The organism is Thiocapsa rosea (assembly GCF_003634315.1).
GTDB lineage: Bacteria > Pseudomonadota > Gammaproteobacteria > Chromatiales > Chromatiaceae > Thiocapsa > Thiocapsa rosea.
The window spans coordinates 1603536-1626794 of sequence record NZ_RBXL01000001.1 but is presented as its reverse complement, the minus strand read 5'-3'; the positions used below and the strand labels follow the sequence as shown (position 1 = coordinate 1626794).

The following is a 23259-nucleotide window of genomic DNA, read 5'->3' as shown; positions in this document are numbered from 1 at the left end:
TCCAACACGTGACGCATACCGCACCGGGCGCGGTTTAGCATTTTCCGGCGTGGCCGTCCCGTCATCCGAGTGTGTCGACGTTGCGCTGCAACCAAAGCTCCAGCAGCGCGAGATGCCACAGTTTGTTGCCCTGGATGCGGGTGTGGTGCATGTCCGGTGCGGCCAGCAACTGGTCCAGATAGGTCTGCCGGTAGAGTCCGCGCTCGCGACTGGCGCGTGATGCGAGAACGTCGCGCATCAGCTCGAGGAAAGGGCCGCGTACATATTTGAGCGCCGGCATCGGGAAGTAACCCTTGGGTCGATCGATGACGGCATCCGGGAGCAGGCCGCGCGCCATCGCCTTCAATGGATATTTTCCGCCCTCGCGCAGCTTGAGTTCGGGCGGGCAGCGTGCCGCCAGCTCGACCAAGTGGTGATCCAGGAAGGGCACCCGCGCCTCCAGTCCCCAGGCCATCGTCATGTTGTCGACCCGTTTGACCGGGTCGTCGACGATCAGGGTCGTCGCGTCCAGACGCAGGACCGCGTCCAACAGCTCGTCTGCCTCGGGATCGGCCAGGCGCTCGGCGATCAGGGCGGAGGTGTGGTCCTCGCCTGCATAGGCGTCGGTGACCATCCGCAGATATTCGTCGTGATCGCGGTCGAAGTAGTGCTTCGCGAAGCGTTCGACCGGCGAACCCTCGCGCTCGGCGGCGATGCGCGGATACCAGAAATAGCCCCCGAAGACCTCGTCCGCGCCCTGACCCGACTGCACCACCTTGACTTCGCGCGAGACCTGCTCGGCCAAAAGATAGAAGGCCACCGCGTCCTGACCGAACATGGGCTCGGTCATGGCGTCGATCGCCTCGGGCAAACGCTGAAGGACCTGCGCGTTGGGGACCAGGAAACGATGATGCCGGGTGCCGTAGCGCTCGACGACGAGATCCGAGTATTGGAACTCGCTCCCGGCCTCTTCGGGCGTGTCCTCGAAGCCGACCGAGAAGGTCCGCAGGTCCGACACGCCGGCCTCGGCGAGCAGCGCAACGAGCAGGCTTGAATCCAGCCCGCCGGAGAGCAGCACGCCTACCGGCACATCGGCGACCTCGCTGCGGATCTTGACCGCGTGGCGCAGTGCGACGTGGATCGCATCCAACCAATCGGCCTCGCTCCGAGGCTCGGCCGGGCGCGTGGCGTCCAGACGCCAATAGGTGCCTTCGGTCCGGCCGCCGCGTGCATCGAACCGCAGCCAGTGTCCCGGCGCGAGCTTGCGCACCCCGCGCAGGATGGTGCGCGGCGCGGGGACCACGGCATGCAGTGTGAAAAGATGATGCACCGCGACCGGGTCGATGGCCGTATCCACCCCGCCGCCGGCCAGAAGCGCCTGTGTGCTGGAGGCAAAACGCAGCGTCCCGCCCTGCTCGGACCAATAGAGCGGTTTGATCCCGAAGCGGTCGCGCGCGAGAAACAGCACCTGCTGATTGGCGTCCCAGACCGCGAAGGCAAACATGCCGTGCAGCCGGGCGCAGCAGTCGGTTCCCCAAGCGTGCCACGCCTTGAGGATGACCTCGCTGTCGCCCTCGGAGAAGAAGCGGTAGCCGCGCTCTTCGAGCTCGCGACGAAGCGCCCGGTAGTTGTAGATGGTCCCGTTGAAGACCAGCGCGAGCCCCAACTCGGCATCGACCATCGGCTGATTGGAGCGCACCGAGAGATCGATGATGGAGAGCCGTCGATGCCCGAACCCGAGCGCCCCGTCGCTGTAGCTCCCGCCGTGGTCCGGCCCGCGTCGCACCAGCTCGCCCATCATCGCCTGGATGGTCTCCAGGTCAGCCGACGCGCCGTCGAGCCTCAATTCACCGCAGATACCGCACATCGGACCGCTCCCATGCTGTCGGGATCACTCGTCGGCGATCCCGTTGTGTGATCCTGGATTTGAAACGCAAAGGCGGGAAGGACGCAAAGAAAATTATAGTGGTGAGTGGTGAGTGGTGAGTGGCTAGAGTGACACCGCAGCGCGGGTGTCGCGAGCGGCATCGCTCATTAGACCGGCGCCAACCAACCTTACCGGTGCCACCGAATCTTAGAAGGTCTATAGGGTAGGGAAGGCTCACGCCTCCCCTCCCTCCGGTAGGGTCGAGAACTGGCGCGCCGAGGTTAGGGTCCGGTGGATCCTCCAGCGCTTTCGCGCTGGCCCTCAGTCCGGCTCCCATGATCACGTTTCCAGCCCCCGCCACGTCAAACCCGGCGTGCCGTTTTCCGGCACCGGGCTTTCCTGCCGACTTCACATCCAGGGTTATGAGACCGCTTGCACTGGGAGCGCTTTCGGCTTACGCAGCCCGATTCGGTACCCGTCGTAGAGCCCGAGCACCTCGTATAGCCACGTCCTACTCCACCTCTTCCAGCCAAAGCCCTGACGCTGCCGCGCGCGCATCAGATGGCGCCGAATCTTCTTCTCCACCCAATCTTGGACATACCCGAAACAGCGACTGGAGTGCCCCACCCGAAAGTAGCCTACCCACCCCCTGAGGATCGGATTGATCAAGGCGATCACCCGATCGATCGGCTGCGAGCGGTAGCGGCGGAACACGTCCTTGAGGCGTTGTAGGATCGCGGTACGCGCCTTCATCCGTGGCGTGTAACGCGCGCCCCAGACCCCGCGCCGAGTCTTGGCCCGGCGGAAGTCAAAGCCCAGGAAGCTGAATGCCCCTCCCCGGCTCAGGTCCAGCCGTCGTGTCTTGTCTTGATTGAGTTGCACATCGAGCTTGGCCAACTCCTCGACCAAGCGTCGCCAGGCCGCGTCCTTGAGCCAGTTCCACCGGCGATACCCATCGACCAAGATCACCAGGTCATCGGCATAACGGGCATACTCGATATAGGTATAGCGTCCGTTGCGGGTGACCTCCTTGGCCCGCTCCAGCATCCGGTCGACCTCGTTGAGGTAGAGGTTACTGAGCAGGGGTGAGATCACACCGCCTTGCGGAACGCCCCGCTTGCCACTGGCCTTGAGGATACGCTTGAGCAAGCCCAAGACCTGATCATCGCGGACCCGCTCCGCCACCTTCCCCAAGAGGAGATCGTGACGAACCGTGTCGAAGTAAGACGCCAGGTCCACATCAATCACATAGGTCTTGTTGCTCACAATGGCCTCGGCCACGCGCTGCACGGCTTGATGCGCCGTGCGCTTGGGTCGGTATCCATAGCTTCCATCCTGGAAGTCAGCCTCGAAGATCGGCTCCAGAATCAGCTTGAGCGCCCCCTGGACCACGCGATCGCGAATGCAGGGAATCCCCAGGACGCGCATGCGCCCGTCTCCCTTGGGAATCTCCCGGCGGCGATTCGGTTGCGGTCGGTAGGTTCCGATGACCAGCTCATCCCGGATGCCTTTCAGAAACGCCTCCACGCCAGCCGCCTCGATGGCCGCGAACGTCACCCCGTCACTGCCGGGGGCACCGTTGTTCGCTTTCGCCATCGCATAGGCCGCGTGCAGGGTCTCCTCTTTGCACACGTGGACGTAGAGTCCCCAGAAGCGCCAGGCCGGTTCAGCCTTCGCCTTGATGTAGATCCTCTTCCTCAGGTCTTGCAGATCGATGGGCGTCGTTGTCATCTCGCCCCTGCCTCCCATCTTGTTCAAGGATTGCCAACAGTAGGGCGCCTTCGCTCCACGGACATTACCCCGCTTCAGCGCTACTACGCGCCCATCCGCCACCCGCTCGCCTTCGGTCCACTTCCCGGTGTCGCCGGTTATAAGACCTACCTTGCTCCGGGGATTTCGCCCCGGGGCGAGACGGGCTTCTCCAGTTGCTTAGCGTGCCCTTGCCACCATGCCGTCGCTACTCACCCCGCCGAAGTGGTCGGATCGTCTCGGTCAGATTTCGACCCGCCATGCTGCCTTCGCCCCACGGTTGCAGGCTCGGCCTTCGGAGCTACGCATTGTCGAGGCCATCATTGCGTTCACTGTTGTTACGGCCTGGTGACTCGCCACCTCCCCAAGGAAGGTGCTGTCGATCGGCTTCAGAGTCTTGGTCTCCCGCCACCCTGCGATCCAAGCTACGGGGCTCCTGACTGTTACCCCGGCAGGACTGTCTCCTGCTGAACACGCCAGCCTTCGCTGGACACACAACCGTACGTGCGGTTCTCCCGCATACGGCTCTCCGGTCGAGCGTTTCCTCATCGGGATCGGCACGCTAGGGCATGGGCTTCGGTCAGGGTGAAAAGCCCAAGCTTCGCGAAGTAGGCATTTGGCCAACGTCGATGCGTTAGGGGGCTTAGGCCCCATCCCTGCTTGTGGTGGCGGCGCAATAACAGGGCGCGTAAGCGGCGGCGGACAAACTTGTCCACGTCGGGAAACTCGGTGCGGTAGGCGTGCTTGAAATATTCAAACCAGCCTCGCAGCGTGAGGTTCAATTCCTCCACGATCTGCGCCATGCTCCCGCTGCGCGAGCGACGGGTTTTGGCCCGCACGACCTCGCGCAGTGCCTTGCGACTCTTCTTGCGCACCCAACGGCGCCCCGCCTCGAACCGGTAGCCCAGGAATTCAAACCCCTGCCCCGGTTCACGGCAATCGCCGATGTGGGTCTTCTCGGGGTGGAGCGTCAGCCCGTTGGCTTGGGTCCACGCCCGGACCGCTTCCAATGCGGCTTGCGCCTCGTCCCGGTCCCGACAGAGGATGACGAAGTCGTCGGCGTATCGAACCATCTTCCAACCCCGCTCGGTGATCATCCGATCCAGGGGGTGCAGGTAGAGGTTGGCCAGCAGCGGACTGAGCACCGCACCTTGGGGGGTGCCCGCCGTGGGGGTCCAACACTCCAGGCCGTCCATGACCGCTTGCTCCAAGAAGCGCCCGATCAGGTTCAGTACGCGACCATCGCTGATCCGTTCGGCCACCCGTTCCAGCAGTGGCTGATGCGGGATGCTGTCGTAGTAGCTCGCCAGGTCGGCATCCACCACTGTGGTGTAGCCTTCGCGCAGGAGCTCATCGACCTGCCGCAGCGCGTCCTTGCATCCTCGTTGCGGTCTGAAGCCATAATTCACGGGCAGGAAATCCTTTTCAAAGATCGGTTCCATGACCAGCTTCAGCGCCGCTTGCACGATGCGATCTTTGATCACGGGGATTCCCAGCGGGCGGCGTTTTCCGTCACCCTTGGGGATGTAGACCCGTCGCACCGCATCGGGCCGGTAGCGTCCCGCGGCGAGGTCATCATGCAGTTCCGCCAGGTAGCGATCCGCCTGCGCCTCGAAGTGCTCAATCCGCATCCGATCCACACCCGCCGCGCCGTGATTCGCCCGCACCCGTTCCCAGGCCAGGCGCAGCGTTGTCGGGGCATGAACCTTATCCATCAGACTGTACCATCGCCCTCCCTTCACCCCGTTCTCCAGGGCTGCCAACATTCGGTCCGTCCACACCGATGCTTCCACCCACTGCCAAGAGCGGGTGTCTGTCTCACGTTTAGTCGTTGCCGACACTGCCGAAACTGCTCTGTTTTGCTGCATCGCTCTGGTCATTCCAAATCGCTCTTCCTATCCCCCTTCCCTCGACGCGGCTTTGCTTTCCGCGCTTTTCCGTACCCGGTCTCAACGGTAGGCCGGGTCTGCGCCCCGGTCTCTCGAGGATCGGCCGTTTCCAGCCGATGGCCCTGGTTGTCCGAGCGTACGTGCGGTACTACGAGGACTCTGACTCCTGCCCCCGGTCACCTCCGCGGGCAGGTCTCCCTGCTTCTCTCGTTTCACCTTCCGACCATTCCATCCCCAAACATACCCGGTGGTCCACTCATCGCTTTGGGCGCCATGTCAGCGTGAGCGGTGCGTTTCAGGCTTCGCCATGTCACGGCAGGCTCGCCACCACCGAACACCGAAACGGGTTCGTCATCCTACGGACTGGTCGTTCGCCTCCGGTTGCTCCCCACCCCGCCTCGCGGCGACGCAGTAACCTTCGGCTACGGGGTTATGGCTTGCCCCGGTACGGACTTTCACCGTACTGTTGAAACGCCTCTGCAGGCGTACCGTGACACCGCTCGGCGGTGTCACGCATGCCCTAGGCGCTCTGCGCCAAGTGCCGCGGCGGCCGGAGTGACAAACAATGCCTCACGAGCTTCCGTAGGTTTGCGAGGCCGCCCTCATGAGCGAGACCATCGCACTCATACTAGACTCGCGAGGCAGGCCGCACCGCAGACACTATCCGTCCCGCGTCGGCTCCGTACCCCACCCCCCGCCGCCCGGTGTCTCGATGGTCAGGCGATCCCCGCCGTCGACGCGAAGACTCACCTTCGGCGGCAGCTCTTCGCCGTTGAGCCGATTACGCCCCGGCAGGGCAGGGCCGCCGCCGGCAATGCCCCAAGGCGCGACCCGGCGCCGCTCGGTGAGAAGCGTCACCTCGGCCGGCGCAAGAAAGGTCAGCTCGCGGATCAGGCCCTCGCCGCCGGCGCGCGCCCCTTGCCCGCCCGATCCGGATCGCAAGGCATACCGCGACACCCGCAGAGGAAAGCGCGTCTCCAGGACCTCGATCGGCGTGTTCAGCGTGTTGGTCATGTGGGTCTGAACACCCGACCAACCGCCGCCGGTGGCCCCCGCGCCCATGCCGCCGCCGATGGTCTCGTAGTAATCCCAGGCCGCGCCGGGCTCGCTGCTGCCGACGGCCAGGTTGTTCATGCTGCCCTGACTGGCCGCCGGGATCCGATGCGGAATCGCTCGGGCGAGTGCCCCAAGGACGACATCCACGACACGGCTGCTGGTCTCGACATTGCCCGCGGCCACCGCTGCCGGGCGCTGCGCGTTGAGCAAGCAACCGAGCGGCGCGCTCAAGCCGATCGAGCGGAAGGTTCCGGCGCACGCCGGCGTCTGTGGCGGCATCAGACAGCGAAAGACATAGAAGACGGCGGCCGCAGCGACCGAGAGCGGGCAATTGATGTTGCCGGCGACCTGTAGCGCGGTACCGGCGAAATCGACTTGGATCCCCTCGGGCGTCACATCGAGGCTCACCCGGATCGGGATCGCCTCGGTCCCCTGGCCGTCGTCGTCCATCAGGTCCTCAAAGGCGTAACGTCCCGGCGGGATCGTCCCGAGGGCTGCACGGGCGAGGCGCTCGGCATAGTCGTCGAGTGCGCAAATCGCCGACACATAGGCCGAGACGCCTAGGCCGTCGATCAGACCCTGCAGTCGGGTCAACCCGGCGCGATTGGCGCCGATCTGGGCGAAGAAGTCGCCGCGCGCATCGTCCGGGTTGCGGGTCGCACCGAGGATCCGCGCCAGCAGCGGCTGGTCGATCTCGCCTTCTCTGACCAACCGCACGGGCGGGATGATGAGCCCCTCCTCGTCGAGCGTGCGCGAGACCGGCATCGACCCCGGTACGCTCGCCCCGATGTCGGCATGATGTGCGCGATTGGCGACGAAGGCGACCAGTCGACCCTCCGCAAAGAGCGGGGCCACCAGCGTCACGTCCGGCAGATGCGTCCCGCCGAGGAAAGGATCGTTGAGGACCACCATGTCGCCCTCGGCCCAGTCCAGCGCGCCGACGATGTCCGCCATCGCGTAGGCCATGCTCCCGAGGTGGACCGGAATGTGGGCGGCCTGGGCGCTGAGGTTCCCGTCGGGGTCAAACACCGCGCACGAGAAATCGAGCCGATCGCGGATGTTCGTCGAGAAGGCCGCTTGTCGCAGAACCACGCCCATCTCCTCGCAGACCGACTCGAGCCGGCTAGCGAAAAGCCCCAAGTCGATGGCATTCATGCTGTCGGGACCTCCGGGCTTTCACACGCAGCGACGCGCCGGCGACCCCGTCGTCCTGCGAAAGTTTCGCATCTCTCGCTCGGGCACCGCATCAACGGGTTGAGATACCCGATCGCGGGCCAACATTGCGGGTGACCGTCGACCACTGCAGAATTCAACCTTCGAGGAGGCTTGACCATGGCCCATGAACTCCCGGCGTTACCCTACGAAAAGAATGCACTCGAGCCCGTGATCTCCGCCGAGACCATCGACTACCACTACGGCAAGCATCATCAGACCTACGTCAACAACCTCAACAACCTGATCCCCGGCACCGAGTACGAGACCATGAGTCTCGAAGAGATCATCATGAAATCCTCGGGCGGATTGTTCAACAACGCCGCCCAGGTCTGGAACCACACCTTCTACTGGAACTGTCTCAGCCCGGACGGCGGCGGCGGCCCGACCGGCGCACTTTCCGATGCCATCGACGCCAAGTTCGGCTCGTTCGACGAATTCAAAAAGCAGTTCTCCCAAGCCGCCGCAACCAACTTCGGCTCCGGCTGGACCTGGCTGGTGAAGAACGCCGACGGCTCCGTCGAGATCCACAACACCTCCAACGCCGGGACCCCCATGACCGAGGGCAAGACCGCGCTGATGACCGTCGACGTTTGGGAGCATGCCTACTACGTCGACTATCGCAACGCCCGTCCGAAATACCTCGAAGCGATCTGGGACAAGATCAATTGGGAGTTTGTGGCGGCCAACTACGGCGGTTGATCCGCTATTATTTCTTCATAATTAAGTCCCGAACTGAATAATTAAGTCCCGAACTTCGGCGACCCCATGAAGACGTAAAGATACGAATTGGCCCAGCGCAATGCTGGGCCATCGTGCGTTTTGAACGGATTTTGAACAGGTGTGCTGGATCGCGGCTTTTCCGCCGTCTTCGCAAGCGGATGAATCACTCCTGCTCGAACCCCTGACTCGTAAACTTCAGCGTCCGGCAGTTCTCGGTCACCGTGCGCACCACCTGATCCGGTGCGCCGTCGGGCATCTCCGCCTCGATCTCGATGGTGACCGTCACTTTGGCATGAACGAGACCATCCAGGTGGGCGATGACCTCTTCGGCGATGCGGCCGGCGTCGCGCCCGACGCGGGTCGCGTCGAGAAGGACAGTGCCGTGGAAGCGCTTCGGCTTCGCCGCCGCCGGGGGCAGGGTGTTTCCGCCCGGTGTGGTGATCTCGGGCGTGACCACCGTCGGTTCGTCCACGCCGTTCGGGTTCGGATCAACGCTCCGCGGCTCCGGAGCGACCGGGCGCTCGGCGTCCATCTGACGTGCGGCCACGTCGGGTTTGACCAACAGCCCCGGCGCTTGGCTGTCGACCAAGGTCAGCATTTGGCCCGCGCGTAGCCCTTGGTAACGCCCCGCTTCGGCATCGTATCCGTCGGCGAAGGCAAAGCCATCCTGCACCCAGGTCAGCAGATTGACCCCGTCGGTCATCGCGTGGAGCAGAACGCTCGGGTCTTTGAGACGCGGCAGGTAGAGATAGCGTGCGAAATCCTCGACCAGCTGCTTGACCTCGACATGATCGCCGCGCCAGAGTGGAATCCTGTCCAGATCCATCTTCAGGCGGGTGGCGCCGAAACTGGTCAGGTACAGCTCGTCGGAGCGCAGCTTCTTGCTGACACGCACGGCCAAGGCGTCCGGGACGCTCAAGCGGCTCGCTTCCCAGGTGACGGGCGACTGCGGGGTCGCTTGGACCGGCACCAGCAGCCATTGGTAGGTCTCCGGAATGCGGGCGAGCATGGTGCTCTCGGCCACACCACGCTGGGTCTCGGCTTGGGTGACCTGATAGGGCGTCAGATCCAGGTGTGTGCGGTCGGCGAGGATCGACTGCCAGGCCAGGTATTTGCGCGCCGCCTCGTCGAGATCCTGCAGGCGGGTCTTGTCCGCGGCCAGGAAGACCAGGGTATTGCGATAGAGGCGCGGACTGGTGCCGCGAGTCTCCAGGATCGCCTTGGCGGCGACCTCGGCGGCGCTGTCGGGCGTCTTGGCGTAGGGCTGACCGATGCCCAGCACCACCAGGCGTGCGTCCAGATCGTCCGGGACATCGGCGCTGGTCTGCGGCATCGGATGGATGCGGGTGAAGGCACCCTTGTCGGTCAGATCCTTGCGCAGACGTTGCTCCAGCTCATGGGCAACCTTGTCCGGCTCGCGCTTGAACTGCTCGGCACGGTCCTCGGCGAGCTTGGTCACGGTCGGCTGGGTCGAATACCAGTAGTGCGGCCCGTCCTGATACAGATAGGTCGCGGCGGCGGCCATGCGGCGCAGGGCGTCGCCGAACACCGCCGGGGACTCGCCAGGCATGACGCAGCCAAGCTTCACGCGCCGGTCCTCGATGCCCTTGTGGGCGGCCGCCGTGGTCGGGGCAGAGCCCATATAGACCGCGCGCGCCACGCGCCGGCAGGCCGAGAACTTACCCAGATTCGGCAGCTCGCTGTCGAGCTTCAGCGGCAGGGAGCTGGGGCCGTCGACGTCCTTCTCGATCACCGGCACCCAGTTGTCGGAGAGATAGCGGGTCAGCTCCGACTGCACGCGCGCGTCGTCGATGGCGACGTTGGCGGGTAGAATGAGCGGGTTACGGTCGCCCTTCTCCCAGAGGCTGTGGATGACGGCGGCCATCAGACGCAGCACGCCGCGGGTGCGCTGGAATTTCACCAGGGTCGACCAGTCGGTATAGAGCCGGTCGAAGACCTCGGGATGGATCGGATAGGCGGCCTTGAGCCGCTGCTCGTAATCGGTCTCGCGACACTCCGGCGGAAACTCGGCCTGTTGGGTGCGGTACAGCTCGGCGAAGGCGCGCGCGGTCACGTCGCGGTCTTTGAAATGCGCGGGATCGGTGATCGGCTGGAACAGGCGTCGCCGCACGATCTCGAAACCCTCCTCCGCGGTGGCCGGGCGCCAGGAGGATTCGAGCCGTCCCACGACATTGCGCAGCCGGTCGAGTGCCTCGCGCCCGCGGGTGCCGCCGACCTCCACATCGTCCGAGTGAGAATGGGCCGTGCCCGAGGTATCGGACGCGGGCAGGCTGATGACCAGCAGACAATTGCGCGCCAGCTTGGCCGATTCGGTCAGCACTTGGGCGAAGCTGAACTGGGTCTCGAAGCCGCCGGCCGGCAGATCGCTCTGATCATGGAGCTGGCGGGCGTAGGCGACCCACTCGTCGATCAGGATCAGACAAGGTCCGTAGTCGTTGAACAGCTCGCGCAGCATGTCGCCGGGGCTGGTCGCGTTCGCGTCGTCGGCCGCGACGCGGGCGTAAGCCTCCGGGCCACCCAGTTGCCAGGCCAGCTCGCCCCAGAGGGTGCGCACCACCGTGCCGTCGGGTTTGACCGAGGGGTTGCCGGGCGAGATCTTGTTGCCCACCAGCACGACGCGCCGCGCCGTCGGCAGACGGTCGATCCCGGCGGCGGCCATGAGGGCATCGACTCCGGCGAGACCTGCTCCGAGGATGCCCGACACCAGGTGATACAGCGCCAGCATCGCGTGGGTCTTGCCGCCGCCGAAGTTGGTCTGCAACTGAATCACGGGGTCGCCGTCGCCGACGATCAACCGGCGCAGCGCCCCGATCAGCATCGCGCGCAGGCTCTCGGTGAGGTAGGTCCGACGGAAGAACTCCTCCGGGTCGCGGTACTCGGGCGTGCCTTCGCCGAGATGCACCTGCCAGAGATCGGCAGCGAACTCGGCCTGTTGATAGCGCCCGCTCGCGACGTCCTCGTGCGGCATCACCACCTCTCGCCAGGGCTTGAGGTTGCCGCTCGCGCCGCTCTCGATGGCGATCCCGGCCGACTTGCGCTTCTCCCCGCGCGCCTGTTCGTCGAAGCGCACCCGCAGCAGCTCCATCTTCATCTTGTCGACGTCCTCGGCCTCGGGGGCGGAGACGGCGGACAAGAGACGCTCGACGGAGTCCAGCGCACGGTAGGCGTCGTCGCCGGAGAAGAGTTCTTGGTGCGCCCAACGGTTGCGCACACTGATGATCTCATTGACCAGACTACGCTCGGCCTTGCCGAGGATATGGCGAAAGACCTCGCCCCATTTTCGATCCATGATCACCAGCATGGCGGCAACGTCCCCGGTGGGATCGCTCTTGCCGTCGCTCAGACGGGTGTCGGCCAGAATATCCTTGGCCTCGAAGGCCCAGCCCTCGCCGTATTTGGCCTTCAGCTCACGCTCGACAAACGGCCCGAGACCGGCCTTGAGCAGGGTGAGTGATTTGCCGACGCGTTCGTAGTTGGTGATGGCCACTACTCAGCCTCCGTGCGAAAGGATCGCTTCCAGTTGTCTCATCAGGGACGGGATGGCCGTCGAAGCCGTTTTCCGATCTTCAGGCCGCATACTGCACCTCGGCCGTGCGCACCACTTCGTCGCGGAAATAGCGCGACAGATCGCCGGCGGTTCGCAGATCCACCTTGCGGCCCAGCATGTCCGTCAGCTCGATCTCCATGCCGGCAATCCCGAACAGCGTCGGTGTGTGATCGGGATCGAACTCCACCAGCAAATCGATATCGCTGTCTGGCCCCGCCGTTCCCTTAAGTTGCGAGCCGAACAAAGACAGACGGCGAATCCGGTGTTTCTCGCAAAACCGGGCGAGGACCGGCTCATCGAGAGTCAAGATGTGATGCATGAGGGGCCCTCCTGTAGCGACCTCAAATGGCTACCCGCGAGTTCCTGCGCCGTGGTCGCCGGGGCGATCAAGGCAGAGCAGTCCGCGACCAGGATCATGGGTGGCGCCCAATGGACTGCAACTCCTGAACAAGCTCTTCACGTGAAACCTCGATGACCGGGATCCGATTCGCCTTACACGCAGCCATGAACTCGTAAATCGTGATCCCGGCCAGCTCTGCCGCCTTGGCAATCGTGATCCGCGCATCCTTGAACAAGGACAGCGCATAGGCCAGTCGCATCTCTTTGGCGATCGCCTGCTCAGTCAGCATCTCGACAAAATCATTCGGAAGATCAACGGCGACTCGCATGATTCGCTCCGCTTAAGGTTGTGCGAACAGATCCCCGGTACCCTGAGGTGCCGTGCTACCGGTCTCCCGCGCCAGTCTGGCGATCTCCGGCCAACTCTGCACTAAGCCGTTGTACGCCATGGCCTCGTTCTCGCGTTTCTTGCGCTCGCAGAGGGTGTAGAGGCGATAGCACAGCTCGCGCGCCGTCTCCGATTCGCTGCCGAGCTTGGCGAGCAGGGCCGCCGCCGCGGTCTCGCCGCCGGATTCGAGCGCGCGGATCAGTTGGTGCACCATCATCCAGTGAGGAGTGAGAAAAGAGGAGTGAGGAGTGAGTGGGTGTGCTCGCTTCTCGCCCCTCTTTCCTCGTTGCTCGTCCTCCGGATCCCAGTCCGCGGACAGCTCGGCGGGTTTCAGCAGACGCACCTTGCCGGCCTTGGAGACTAAAATGCCGGCCTGCTCCAGCCCCGCGACACTGGTGTTCTTGGACTTGGAGAGCTGCTCGGCGACGCCGTACTCGCCCTCGTTGAAGGCCATCTGCTCGAACCAGGTCAGCGCCCAGCGGGTATCCGCGTCGAATTCGCCCTCCTGCTCGGCCAGCGCCTCGTCGAGAGTTTGATTGATCAGGGCCAGCGCGGCGCGCACCGGCAGCGGCTTGCCCTCGGCATCGAGCACCTGCGCATAACGGGTATAGACCGCTGCAGCGTCGACGGATGCCCGTGCCGGATCGACTTCTCCCGCGCACTGGCCTTGTTGATCGCCTCAAGCGGCAGGGCGACTTCGATGAGTTTTTTCTTGGGAAGCGTCACGAAAAAATGTCCTTTCCAACTGCACTTCAAGAGCGCTCAAGGAGTTGCACCATGGTCTTGGCAGAGACGATTCGCGTGCTTGCGTGAGAGCCGAGGGCAAGCAGATCACTTTTGTCGCCGGTGACCAGATAGTCTGCGGCGGCAGCTTGGGCTATGGCCAACAGAAAATCATCGTTCGGGTCCGGGGATACCGTGACGCTGGGCAAGGGGTCAAACATGGTCGCAAGGCAACGAATGTCGTTGATCATCCTGCCGATCTCGCTCGCCGTCAGGCGCGCCTTAAAAAACGGTCGTCGCGATACCCTTTTTAGTTCTTCCAGTTGCTGCTCGGCAGAGGCCAGGTGAAACCGCCCGTGTCGCCAGGCTTCGTAGAGCCGATCCGGCGGCGTTCCGCGAACCATCAAGGCCGACAACAAGATATTGGTATCGAGAACGAGGCGCATGGATCGGCGCTACCGACTCTGGTCACGCATTTGGGCGCGTACTTCGCGCGTGGCCTCGTCGATCATCGCCTCCAGGACATCGGGCGAGAGATCTTGATTGCGATCCTTCACGACTTGAACCGTGCGGTCCAGCATCCGCCAGCGCACCGCATCCTCGACGAACTTTGAGAGATCGCCTTTTTTCATGCCTTGCGCGCCAAGGAAACCGCGCAAAGCGAGATCGGTTTCTTGAGAGACCTTGATCGTCCAGCGGACTGCTTCTGTCATGCTGACTCCTAAGCGGATAAACGTCTATCCGCCATTTATAGCGCGGAACTCGGGCCGGGCACCAGGTCTTGAGCACGGATATCCTGTCTTCGCTTTGGCGCGAGCGGCGGCGCCGGTTTGCGCGTCGAACATCGGCGTGTCGATCAGAGGTCCGCATAGGCTTGGCGATCCTCCTCGGAATCCCATTCATCGAAGGTCTTGAAGGAGTCATCGCGCCTGATGGGGTGCGCCTTGCTCAGGATGACCTGCCCCTCGTCGATGCGATACAGGATCTCGTCTCCGGGATGGAGATCAAGCGCGAGGCGCACAGGCTGAGGAATGGTGGTTTGCGCTCTGCTGGTGAGTTTGCTGGTGAGCATCGGAACCGCCTCGTTTCAAGATCAGGGGGACGTGGCAGGGAAGGTCCTCGCATCCGTTAAGCAGTCTCCTCGACGACGCGGTTAAGGTGGCGCGGAGACTATCGCGGCGCCTCCGCGCGACTCAGTAATTCAGCGAAGTCGTAATTCACGCTGTTGGCATGGAAGTCCGGCTCCCGCCGAAACGGTTGTCGAAGGTAGTGCACTCGGTGTGTGTCGCCCTCGAGAAACTCCACCATGGCGAGGATGAAATCGTCGGGCTTATTCAGCGAGTAGAGGACCTCGTTGCGCGTCACCGTGATGGTCTCGGCGCCCGACACCCGGCCCTTGACCTCGATGAAGCGCAGTTTTCCGGTTCCCGGGACGCGGCTCTCGATGTCGTAACCGAGCTTCTCGAATTCGCGGTCGGTCGGATCGAAGCCGAGGCCGCGCTCGACCGCCATGACGATGGCGCGGGCACTGGCGGCGCTCGCTTGGGTGTCGATCGGATGGGTCGGTTCGGTGCCGGTTTGTCCGGTCATGGCGCGGATCAGCCCGATCGGCACCACCAACAGACCGCCGAGGACCACCGGCGGGAGCGGCGAGAGCTGGGCATCCAGCTTCAGGTCTTGCAGTCGCTTTTGCAGCCGCCCTTGCAGGAGGTCGGCGCGCTTGCGTGCTTCGCCCGAGTTGAGCCTGGCGTTGGGCTTACCGGCCGACTCCTGGAGCTTCAACTCCTCGGCGCGATGGTCCCAGTAGGTGATCTCTTTGGTGAGACGGTCCTTCACCGCCGCCTCGGTCTTGGCGATCAGGTCGAGCTTGCGCGCCTTCACCTCGGCTAGATGCTCCGGCACCACGTGGGCGATGGCATGACCCTGCGCCTTTTTCTCCAGCTCGCGGTCGATCCATCGGCACTCGGGGCGGTCGAGGATGGCGTCGATCCCCGGCTCGTCCGGCGCCGGCGGTCGGTAGTCGAGATAGGGCGCGTAGGCGAGGTGAGAAAAGAGGAGTGAGAAACGAGAAGCGAGGAGAGAGAAACGAGGAGAGAGAAGTGAGGAGTGAGGTCCGGGTGGGACATCGGTGTTTAGGTTTGGCGGTGTTTGCGGCGCATGACGGTCAACATCCGGCTGACTTCGTCCAGCAAACCTCGAAGTAGGGCCGTTTCCGCCTTCGGAAACCAGCCGAGATCCTCGCACAGGGTCAGCAGGGTCTCGGTTTCCGCCAGCGAGGCGTGGGCGATCGCCAGAAACTGCGTTTTCTCCCGGATCCCCTCTCGCGTCCATCCCTCCGCGATGTTCGCCGGCATTGAAACCGCGGACCGCGTGATCTGGGAACGCATCCCGTACATCTCTTCCTTCGGGAGAAGCGGGACGAGTCGATAGACCTCCCGAGCCGCGAACATGGCCTTCTGCCAAACCACAGTCTCTCGATAATGCATGCCCCTCACTCCTGCCTTCTCTTTTCTCGCTCCTAACTTCTCTTTTCTCGTTTCTCTCTCCTCGCTCCTCGCTCCTCACTTCTACAAAAAGCATGCGCTTGGAGACCATCCGGCGCTCGCCCGAGCGGGTGACTCCGGCGTCCTGGATGGCGTGCTCCAGATAGAACACCACGCGCGGCGCGGTGCCGAGGTCGCGCTCGTCCACCAGCAGGGTGCCGCGCTTGAGCAGGTCGCGGTTGCGCTCCAGGGTGAGATCGATGACGGCGTCGAGCAGCGGATGGCCGGGGCAGACGAAGGCGGCCAGGGGCTGACCCTGCGGGGCGACCAGAGATTTGTCGAAGGCGATGCGCTCGTAGCGCGGCAGCACCGGTTCGCCGATGCCGATCAGGCGATCGCGGTTGCGCACGGCGGCGGGGACGTGGGTGATCTCGTAACGCCGGGGCTCGCGCTGCTTGGCCGTGCCGCCGAGTCGTTTGAAGGCGTCAAAGAAGAAGGACTCGATGTAGTGCGGTTGCAGACGGCGGGCGTCGGCGCGCTCCATCTCCTCGCGGATACGCTGCACGCCGCTGGCATCCATGGCATCGTGGGCCAGAACACGCTCTTCGAGCAGGCCCTGCAGGTGACCGCGGTCGAGTGCCGTATCGAGCACGGTGGTGAGGAAGGCTTGGACCTCGGGCCGTTCGCCGTAGCGGATCGCCTCGATCAGCAGGTCGCGCAGTGATTTACCCTCGAACTGGAGCTTGCCGAGCACGTCGAAGACCTGCCCGCCGAGGGCTTGGCGCGCCTGCTCGAGCTTCTCCAGCAGCCGGCGGTAGACGTCGCCCTCGCGGGTCTCCTCGGCGACCAGGTTCCACAGATGGCACACCTCGGTCTGGCCGATGCGGTGGATGCGCCCGAAGCGCTGCTCCAAGCGGTTCGGATTCCAGGGCAGGTCGTAATTGACCATGAGATGCGCGCGCTGCAGGTTGATGCCCTCGCCGGCCGCGTCGGTGGCGAGCAGGACCTGGACCTCGGGGGTCGTGCTTGAAGGACTCCTGGACATTAAGGCGCGCCTCGCGGCCGATCCCGCCGTGGATGATGACCACGGCATCCTTGCGCCCGAGCAAGGTGGTGATGCGGCCCTCCAGATAGTTCAGGGTGTCGCGATGTTCGGTGAAGATGACGAGCTTCTGATGCGGCGACGGCGTGGGCGGCGGGATCGGACCCGCGCCATAGGGGACCTTGGGCTCCTCGGCGCGGTCGGCCAAGGCGGCGGTGGTAAAGATCTCGCCCAGCAGGCTGGCCAGCTCGCGCCACTTGGTGTCGGTGCCGCTGCGGCAGACGGCGAGCGCTTGTGCTTCGAGATGCTGAAGCGTGGCGATCTCGATGCGCAGCTCGGCGATCGAGCGTGCCGCGGTGGCTTGGTCGAGGATGGTCTCTTCGAGGGCGGCGACTTCGTTCTCGGGTGCCTCGGCACGATTGAACTCCTCGCGCACATAGGCCGTGACCGCCTGATACAGGGCGGCTTCGGCGTCGGAGAGCTTATAGGGGACCGTGTGGGCGATGCGCTCGGGAAAGAGCGGCGTACCGTCGAACTTGAGCAGGCTCTCCTTGACCATCCGGCGCATCAGGTCCGAGACATCGGCGGTGTGCACGCCGTCGCGGAACTTGCCCTCGAAGCGGTCGCCGTCGAGCAGCGCCATGAAGAGCTGGAAGTCTTCCTCCTTGCCGTTGTGGGGCGTGGCCGACATCAGCAGGAAGTGACGTGTCAGGGTCGAGAGCAGTTGGCCGAGGCGGTAGCGCTTGGTGTATTTGACCTCGTTGCCGAAGATGGTGGCGGACATCTTATGGGCCTCGTCGCAGACCACCAGATCCCAACGGCAGTCCGGGGCCTTGAGTTTCTGCTGCACCTCCTCGTTGCGCGAGAGCTTGTCGAGTCGGGCGATGACCAGGTTGGTTTCGAGGAACCAGTTGCCGGCGCCGGGATCGTCGGCCAGCAGAAAACGCAGCGGCTGGCGCGGCAGCATCGCCTCGTAGACCGCGGTGACCTGGTGCGGGAGCGGATCGACCAGCGAGGTGTGCACCGCCAGCACCGGGTCGAACAGATGCGCCAGGCGGATGCGGTGCGCCTCCGAGACCAGGCGGAAGAGCGCGCCGTCGCCGTCGAAGCTCCAAGGACGGCCCTGCTCCGCCAGTTCCAGGCGGGACTCGTCATCGCGGTAGAGGATCTCGTTGGCGACCTTGCCCGTCGGCGTCTTGTAGGTCAGCTCCAACGCCTCGGATCCGAACCACTTGACGCTCACGACTTCGACCAGAGCATCCGGGAGGATGCCCCGAATCATGGCGCTGGGCTGAAGCTGTTCGAGCTGCATGGTCGGAGCGTCCGTGTTCTTCGTCTGTCCGGAAGTGTCGCACACTTGGCGGATAGGCGCCGACTGCCTCTAGAGTCGTCGGTGCGCCTCCAACTGCCTGATCAGCGCGCGCGATCATCGTCCGCGCCGGAGGCTTCGTCGCCGGAGTCCTCGGAGTCCTCGGGGACATCCGTGCTGTTCAGGTCGATCCAGAGGGGTGTCAGGAGGGAAAGCGACACGAAGTGCGGATCGGTCGTGACGAATCGGCCGCAGCCATAGTGATTTGCGATCGCGATATGCACCGCATCCATCGCCTTGAGGCGCTCGCTTTCCGCGATCGATAGGGCATCGGTGAACACCGACTTGGGTGTCTTCAGGACAGGGGTGGTCTCCAGGATGGCGCGGTAGGCCATCGCCAAGGGTGCTTGCTTCTTTCGCAACGGACCGATCAACACTTCCAATCGGACCGCGTCGGATGTGCAGAGGACCCAATTGTCCAAGGCCAGAGTCTTCAATGCAGCGCGGATCTTGGGATGATAGGTGGTGAGCCCCTCGACCAGGCTGATCCAGACACAGGCGTCAACGTATGCGAGTTTCATGATCCCTCGCGAAACCTTTTAAGCTCGTCGATGATTTGAAGATGGCTGCGGCTGTGCGTGCCGAGCTGATCGAGTCCGTCCAACACCTCCGACAGCTTGCTCCATTGCGCAGAGGCTGCCTGCTCGTCGGCTTCTTGGATGCTGACGCGGATACGCTTACCGCGATATCGCCTCGGGACCTGAATCGTCACAGTACCGTCTTCTTCGACGTCTGCCTCGATGTTCATAAATCGGTTCCTCGATGGGTTCCACTGTTCAGCCTGTAAAGAGCGCGGCCGCGATCGTTTTCGATCGCGGCACCCGCACGCCGGTTCCTTCAAACCAAGCCCGGCCGGTAGGGTGGACGAGCGCGAGCGAAGTCCACCGAACCCCGCTCCGGCGCTGGTGGACTGCGCTGCGCTTGTCCACCCCACGGCGCAAAGTCATCGCAGTGGCCGGCGTTTTGAGCACGGCTTCACCCGCGTTTTGACAGGCGCAGAGCAACCTGTCAATACGCGCGGAGCAGGCTTTACTTTCCGATACAGAAGCTCGAGAAGATCCGTCCGAGCAGGTCTTCCGAGGTAAAGCGGCCGGTGATCTCGCCGAAGGCGTGCTGGGCCTGAAGCAGATCCTCGGCCACCAACTCTGCGCCTGCTGCCTGCGCGAGTGCGTCTTGGGCCGATCGTAAATGAGCGAGGCCGCGATGCAGGGCATCAAGGTGGCGTCGCCGCGCAACGAAGGCGCCTTCGGTCAGGGCACCGAGACCTGCTCGATCCCTCAGGTGGGACTGCAAGAGGTCGAGCCCTTCTCCGGTCTTCGCGGAGAGGGCGATCTCCGTGCCCGTCTCCACCTCGCTCGATCCGGGCGGCATGCCGTAGAGGTCGATCTTGTTGCGGACGCGGGTGACCGGAACGCGTGCCGGGAGGCTCTCGCGGGTCAGCGGATCCGGGCCTTCGGCGGCGTCGTAGACCCAGAGGACCAGGTCGGCTTGGTCGATTTGCTCACGCGCTCGCCGCACGCCTTCGCGCTCAACGAGGTCTTCGCTGTGACGCAGCCCCGCGGTATCGACGATCCGAATGGGCAATCCGTCGACCTGGATATCGAGCTTCAGCAGATCGCGCGTGGTGCCCGGGATCGGGGTGACGATGGCGGCATCCTGTCCGGACAGGGCATTGAGCAAACTGGATTTTCCAGCGTTTGGCGGGCCGGCGATGACGACCGCGAGACCATCTCGAATGACCTGCCCCAGACGCGCGGCACCCATAACCTCGCTTGTGAGGCCGATGAGGATCCGAAGATCGTCGGAGACGCCGAGATCGGCAGCGAGATCGAGCTCTTCATCGGGAAAGTCGAGCGTGGCCTCGATGTAGGTCCTCATGCGGATGAGGCGCTCGATGAGGTCGTCGATCTTCTGCGAGAAGACCCCCTGCAGGCTGCGTCCGGCGAGCCGGGCGGAGAGCGCGGTCGAGCTTTCGATGAGATCCGCGATGGCCTCGGCCTGCGCGAGATCGATCTTGCCGTTGAGAAAGGCGCGCTCGGAGAACTCTCCGGGGCGGGCAGGGCGGGCGCCGAGTTCGAGGCAGCGCTGGACCAGAAGATCCAACACGACCGGGCCGCCGTGGCCCTGTAGCTCGAGGACATCCTCGCCGGTGAAGGATGCCGGTGCGGGAAAGTAAAGGACGATGCCTTGGTCGATGAAGGCGCCCGAAGCATCGCGGAAGGTCGCGAAGCTCGCGGATCGCGCAGCAGGAAGCCGGCCGAGCACGGCGGTGGCAATACGGGAAACACCGCTGCCGCTCACCCGCACGATGCCCACCCCGCCGAATCCGGGCGGGGTGGCGACGGCTGCAATGGTGTCTGTCACCATTGCGCTCGACCCACAGGGTCTACTTCTTCCGTTTGGCCGCGGCCGCCTGCTTCTCGATCGTGCGGGTGATGTGCCATTGCTGCGCGATGGACAGGAGATTGTTGACGGTCCAGTAGAGCACCAGGCCCGACGGGAAGAAGGCGAAGAAGACCGTGAAGACGAACGGCAAGGCCATCATGATCTTCGCCTGCATCGGATCCGGCGGCGGCGGATTCAGCTTCATCTGCACGAACATGGAGACACCCATGATCAGCGGCAGGATGAAGTAGGGGTCGGGCGCCGAGAGATTGTCGAGCCAGAGGATGAAGGGCGCATAGCGCAGCTCCACGCTCTCGAGCAGGACCCAGTAAAGCGCGATGAAGACCGGGATCTGGATCAGGATCGGCAGACAGCCGCCGAGCGGGTTGATCTTCTCGGTCTTGTACATCTCCATCATGGCCTGGTTCAGGCGTTGCTTGTCGTCGCCGTAGCGATCTTTCAATGCCTGCAGTCGAGGCGCCAGCTGACGCATGTTGGCCATCGACTTGTAGCTGGTCTCGGAGAGTTTGTAGAAGGCCAGCTTGATCAGGATCGTGAGGAAGATGATCGACCAACCCCAATTCCCGACCACCCAGTAGATCTTGCTGAGCACCCAGAAGATCGGCTGCGCGATGACGGTGAGCCAACCGTAGTCGACCGCCAGCTCCAGCCCCGGAGCCACGCCCGCAAGCTGGTCTTGGAGCTTCGGACCGACAAAGAGCTCGTTCTCGAAGACGTGGGTTGCGCCGGGCGCGATGCTGACCGCGGGCGAGTACTTGCCGATGATGTAGCGCGAGTCGGCGAGGACGTTCGTATAAAAGGTCTCGAGCACGCCCGCCGGCGGGATCCAAGCCGCCAGGAAGTAGTGCTGCATCATGGCGATCCAGCCGTCGGCGACACTCCGGTCGAGCTTGCCTTTGCGCATGTCGTCGAACGACACCTTCTTGTACTTGTCCTCCGGGCTGTAATAGACGGCACCGGTGAAGGTGTGGATGAAGCGCGATTCGTTCGGATCGTAGAGATCCGTGCGCTGGAGCTGGTTGTACTGGCGCGCGACGAGAGGCGCGTCGGTCGTGTTGGTGATCGACTGGCTGGTGCGCACGACATAGCTGCCGCGCTCGAAGCTGTAGCGTTTGCGGACCTCGATGCCGGTGTCGCTGACCCAAACCAATTCGACATCGAGGGTCTTCTCGTCCGGCCCGAGCCGATAGACGGACTGAGTGGCCTCGAAGATCGCCTCATGTGTCGGCAGCAATGAGGGGTCTTCGCCCAGCAGCCCCGACTGGGCAATAAACATGTTCGGGGGAACGGGCTTGAGCAACTGGAAGGGTTCGTCCGGACGCTCCGCGACGGTCGCGTAATCCAACAACCAGGCCGCGGAGAGGGTTCCACCGCGCGGGGAGATCTCGATGTGGAAGACGTCGGTCTCGACCCGGACCGGGATCTCGGTCGGTGACGTCGACGCTTCGGCGGCAGACATGCCGGCGGTAATGGCATCGGGGGTCGTCGCGACCTGCGGGACATCCGGCGCCGCGGAGGAGGGGGCGGATGCATCGACCGTCAGACCGCGCTCCTGCGCCACCTGCGGCTGAGCCGGGCGCCCGTAGTCTTCCATCCAGGCCGAGTAGATGAGAAACACTACGGCGGCCAGGGCGAAAAACAGGATTAAACGCTGGTTATCCATGAGAACTGGTCTGCCTTTCGGTTGGAACTGGATCGAAGCCGCCTTCGTGCCAGGGGTGGCAGCGGGACACCCGGCGCATCGCCAGGTAGCCGCCGTGCAGGAATCCGTGGCGCTCGATCGCCTCGACGGCGTAGTGCGAGCAGGAGGGATGGAATCGGCAATGCGGCCCGAGGAGCGGACTGATGCCGTACTGATAGGCGCGGATCAGGACGATCAAGATTCGACGCATGGTTGTTTCTCGATGGTATCCCAGGCGCGGGCGAGGGTGGCGAACAAGCGCTGATTCGGCATGGCCGGCGCGCCGGACGCGCACAGCACAACGATATCCCAGCCGCCGAGGCGCGAGCGATTGAGCCGGAAGCTTTCGCGAACGATCCGTTTCAAACGGGCTCGGTCGACGGCGCGGCGCGCGCACTTCTTCGCGATCGCGAGCCCGAGTCGTGGATGCTCCAATTGATTCTCGCGGTACAGCACGAGGAAGCCGGCGCCGCCGCGGCGCCGCGGTTCGGCAAAGACGTCACGAAACTGTCGGGAAAGGGTGAGTCGACAGGTCCGCGGAAAGGTCTGATCCGGCTCCGCGGGCGGCTCGGCGCGATCCTCCGCGCGGTTCAGGGGATCAGGCGCACGCGACCCTTGGCGCGGCGGGCATTGAGGACCTTTCGGCCGTTTTTGGTCGCGCTGCGCGCGCGAAAACCATGGGTCCGCGCGCGCTTGATGCGGCTGGGTTGGAAGGTGCGTTTCATGCTCGGTGCTCCGGAAGTCGCGTCGTCCGGGACTCGGCTGAGCCCCGCCTTAAAAGGCGC

The 23259-nt window shown here is 64.0% G+C and carries 21 protein-coding genes; 1 reads left to right on the top strand and 20 read right to left on the bottom strand.

Annotated features, from left to right (window positions below; genetic code table 11):
- Positions 1 to 61: 61 nt before the first annotated feature.
- From BDD21_RS07440 to BDD21_RS07425, 4 genes are all read right to left on the bottom strand, one after another.
- Entirely contained in the window at positions 62 to 1846 is a 1785-nt protein-coding gene (locus tag BDD21_RS07440) for an N-acetylglutaminylglutamine amidotransferase (protein ID WP_120796614.1), read from the bottom strand.
- A 420-nt stretch (positions 1847 to 2266) separates the two neighbouring features.
- The gene (ltrA, locus tag BDD21_RS07435) at positions 2267 to 3577 is read right to left on the bottom strand and encodes a group II intron reverse transcriptase/maturase (RefSeq protein ID WP_170164696.1); all 1311 of its coding nucleotides are present in this window, start codon (positions 3575 to 3577) and stop codon (positions 2267 to 2269) included.
- A 563-nt stretch (positions 3578 to 4140) separates the two neighbouring features.
- Positions 4141 to 5361, bottom strand: coding sequence for a group II intron reverse transcriptase/maturase (gene ltrA / locus BDD21_RS07430; protein WP_120796613.1), 1221 nt, complete (start codon positions 5359 to 5361; stop codon positions 4141 to 4143).
- 783 nt (positions 5362 to 6144) lie between these two features.
- Complete coding sequence (locus tag BDD21_RS07425) at positions 6145 to 7695, bottom strand: hydantoinase B/oxoprolinase family protein (RefSeq protein ID WP_120796612.1); 1551 nt, start codon at positions 7693 to 7695, stop codon at positions 6145 to 6147.
- Positions 7696 to 7872: 177 nt separating this feature from the next.
- Here BDD21_RS07425 and BDD21_RS07420 point away from each other — a divergent pair, with 177 nt between their 5' ends.
- On the top strand, positions 7873 to 8454 hold the full coding sequence (locus tag BDD21_RS07420) for a superoxide dismutase (protein WP_120796611.1): 582 nt from the start codon (positions 7873 to 7875) through the stop codon (positions 8452 to 8454).
- Positions 8455 to 8638: 184 nt separating this feature from the next.
- Here the strand turns inward: BDD21_RS07420 and BDD21_RS07415 are convergent, their stop codons facing one another.
- The 16 genes from BDD21_RS07415 to rpmH form a co-directional block, all read right to left on the bottom strand.
- The gene (locus BDD21_RS07415) at positions 8639 to 11983 is read right to left on the bottom strand and encodes a Swt1 family HEPN domain-containing protein (protein ID WP_120796610.1); all 3345 of its coding nucleotides are present in this window, start codon (positions 11981 to 11983) and stop codon (positions 8639 to 8641) included.
- A 79-nt stretch (positions 11984 to 12062) separates the two neighbouring features.
- Positions 12063 to 12362, bottom strand: a complete 300-nt coding sequence (locus BDD21_RS07410) for a nucleotidyltransferase family protein (protein WP_120796609.1) — start codon at positions 12360 to 12362, stop codon at positions 12063 to 12065.
- Between the two features lie 94 nt (positions 12363 to 12456).
- Positions 12457 to 12711 (bottom strand): UPF0175 family protein, encoded by a 255-nt coding sequence (locus tag BDD21_RS07405; RefSeq protein WP_120796608.1) that lies wholly within the window; start codon positions 12709 to 12711, stop codon positions 12457 to 12459.
- Positions 12712 to 12723: 12 nt separating this feature from the next.
- Positions 12724 to 13362 carry a hypothetical protein gene (locus BDD21_RS07400; protein ID WP_211334997.1) on the bottom strand — a complete coding sequence of 213 codons (639 nt, stop codon included), beginning with the start codon at positions 13360 to 13362 and terminating at the stop codon, positions 12724 to 12726.
- The gene (locus BDD21_RS29165) at positions 13311 to 13496 is read right to left on the bottom strand and encodes a DUF1156 domain-containing protein (RefSeq protein WP_211334995.1); all 186 of its coding nucleotides are present in this window, start codon (positions 13494 to 13496) and stop codon (positions 13311 to 13313) included. Before BDD21_RS29165 ends, BDD21_RS07400 begins: the two co-directional genes overlap by 52 nt.
- 26 nt (positions 13497 to 13522) lie before the next feature.
- Positions 13523 to 13939, bottom strand: a complete 417-nt coding sequence (locus BDD21_RS07390; RefSeq protein ID WP_120796607.1) for a putative toxin-antitoxin system toxin component, PIN family — start codon at positions 13937 to 13939, stop codon at positions 13523 to 13525.
- A gap of 9 nt (positions 13940 to 13948) precedes the next feature.
- Positions 13949 to 14206: a ribbon-helix-helix domain-containing protein gene (locus tag BDD21_RS07385; RefSeq protein ID WP_120796606.1), complete on the bottom strand. Its 258-nt coding sequence runs from the start codon at positions 14204 to 14206 to the stop codon at positions 13949 to 13951.
- 143 nt (positions 14207 to 14349) lie between these two features.
- Positions 14350 to 14565, bottom strand: coding sequence for an AbrB/MazE/SpoVT family DNA-binding domain-containing protein (locus BDD21_RS07380; protein WP_120796605.1), 216 nt, complete (start codon positions 14563 to 14565; stop codon positions 14350 to 14352).
- 98 nt (positions 14566 to 14663) lie between these two features.
- Positions 14664 to 17021, bottom strand: coding sequence for a protein NO VEIN domain-containing protein (locus tag BDD21_RS28535; RefSeq protein WP_245969461.1), 2358 nt, complete (start codon positions 17019 to 17021; stop codon positions 14664 to 14666).
- A 1410-nt stretch (positions 17022 to 18431) separates the two neighbouring features.
- Positions 18432 to 18908, bottom strand: coding sequence for a type II toxin-antitoxin system VapC family toxin (locus BDD21_RS07360; protein WP_120796604.1), 477 nt, complete (start codon positions 18906 to 18908; stop codon positions 18432 to 18434).
- Positions 18905 to 19135 carry a hypothetical protein gene (locus BDD21_RS07355; RefSeq protein WP_120796603.1) on the bottom strand — a complete coding sequence of 77 codons (231 nt, stop codon included), beginning with the start codon at positions 19133 to 19135 and terminating at the stop codon, positions 18905 to 18907. Before BDD21_RS07355 ends, BDD21_RS07360 begins: the two co-directional genes overlap by 4 nt.
- 281 nt (positions 19136 to 19416) lie before the next feature.
- Complete coding sequence (gene mnmE / locus BDD21_RS07345; protein ID WP_120796601.1) at positions 19417 to 20754, bottom strand: tRNA uridine-5-carboxymethylaminomethyl(34) synthesis GTPase MnmE; 1338 nt, start codon at positions 20752 to 20754, stop codon at positions 19417 to 19419.
- Between the two features lie 19 nt (positions 20755 to 20773).
- Positions 20774 to 22456 (bottom strand): membrane protein insertase YidC, encoded by a 1683-nt coding sequence (gene yidC / locus BDD21_RS07340; protein WP_120796600.1) that lies wholly within the window; start codon positions 22454 to 22456, stop codon positions 20774 to 20776.
- The gene (gene yidD / locus BDD21_RS07335; protein WP_120796599.1) at positions 22449 to 22685 is read right to left on the bottom strand and encodes a membrane protein insertion efficiency factor YidD; all 237 of its coding nucleotides are present in this window, start codon (positions 22683 to 22685) and stop codon (positions 22449 to 22451) included. Before yidD ends, yidC begins: the two co-directional genes overlap by 8 nt.
- Positions 22670 to 23068: a ribonuclease P protein component gene (gene rnpA / locus BDD21_RS07330; RefSeq protein ID WP_120796598.1), complete on the bottom strand. Its 399-nt coding sequence runs from the start codon at positions 23066 to 23068 to the stop codon at positions 22670 to 22672. Before rnpA ends, yidD begins: the two co-directional genes overlap by 16 nt.
- Positions 23065 to 23199 (bottom strand): 50S ribosomal protein L34, encoded by a 135-nt coding sequence (rpmH, locus tag BDD21_RS07325; protein WP_093034278.1) that lies wholly within the window; start codon positions 23197 to 23199, stop codon positions 23065 to 23067. The genes rnpA and rpmH overlap by 4 nt, the downstream gene beginning before the upstream one ends.
- Between the last annotated feature and the right edge of the window lie 60 nt (positions 23200 to 23259).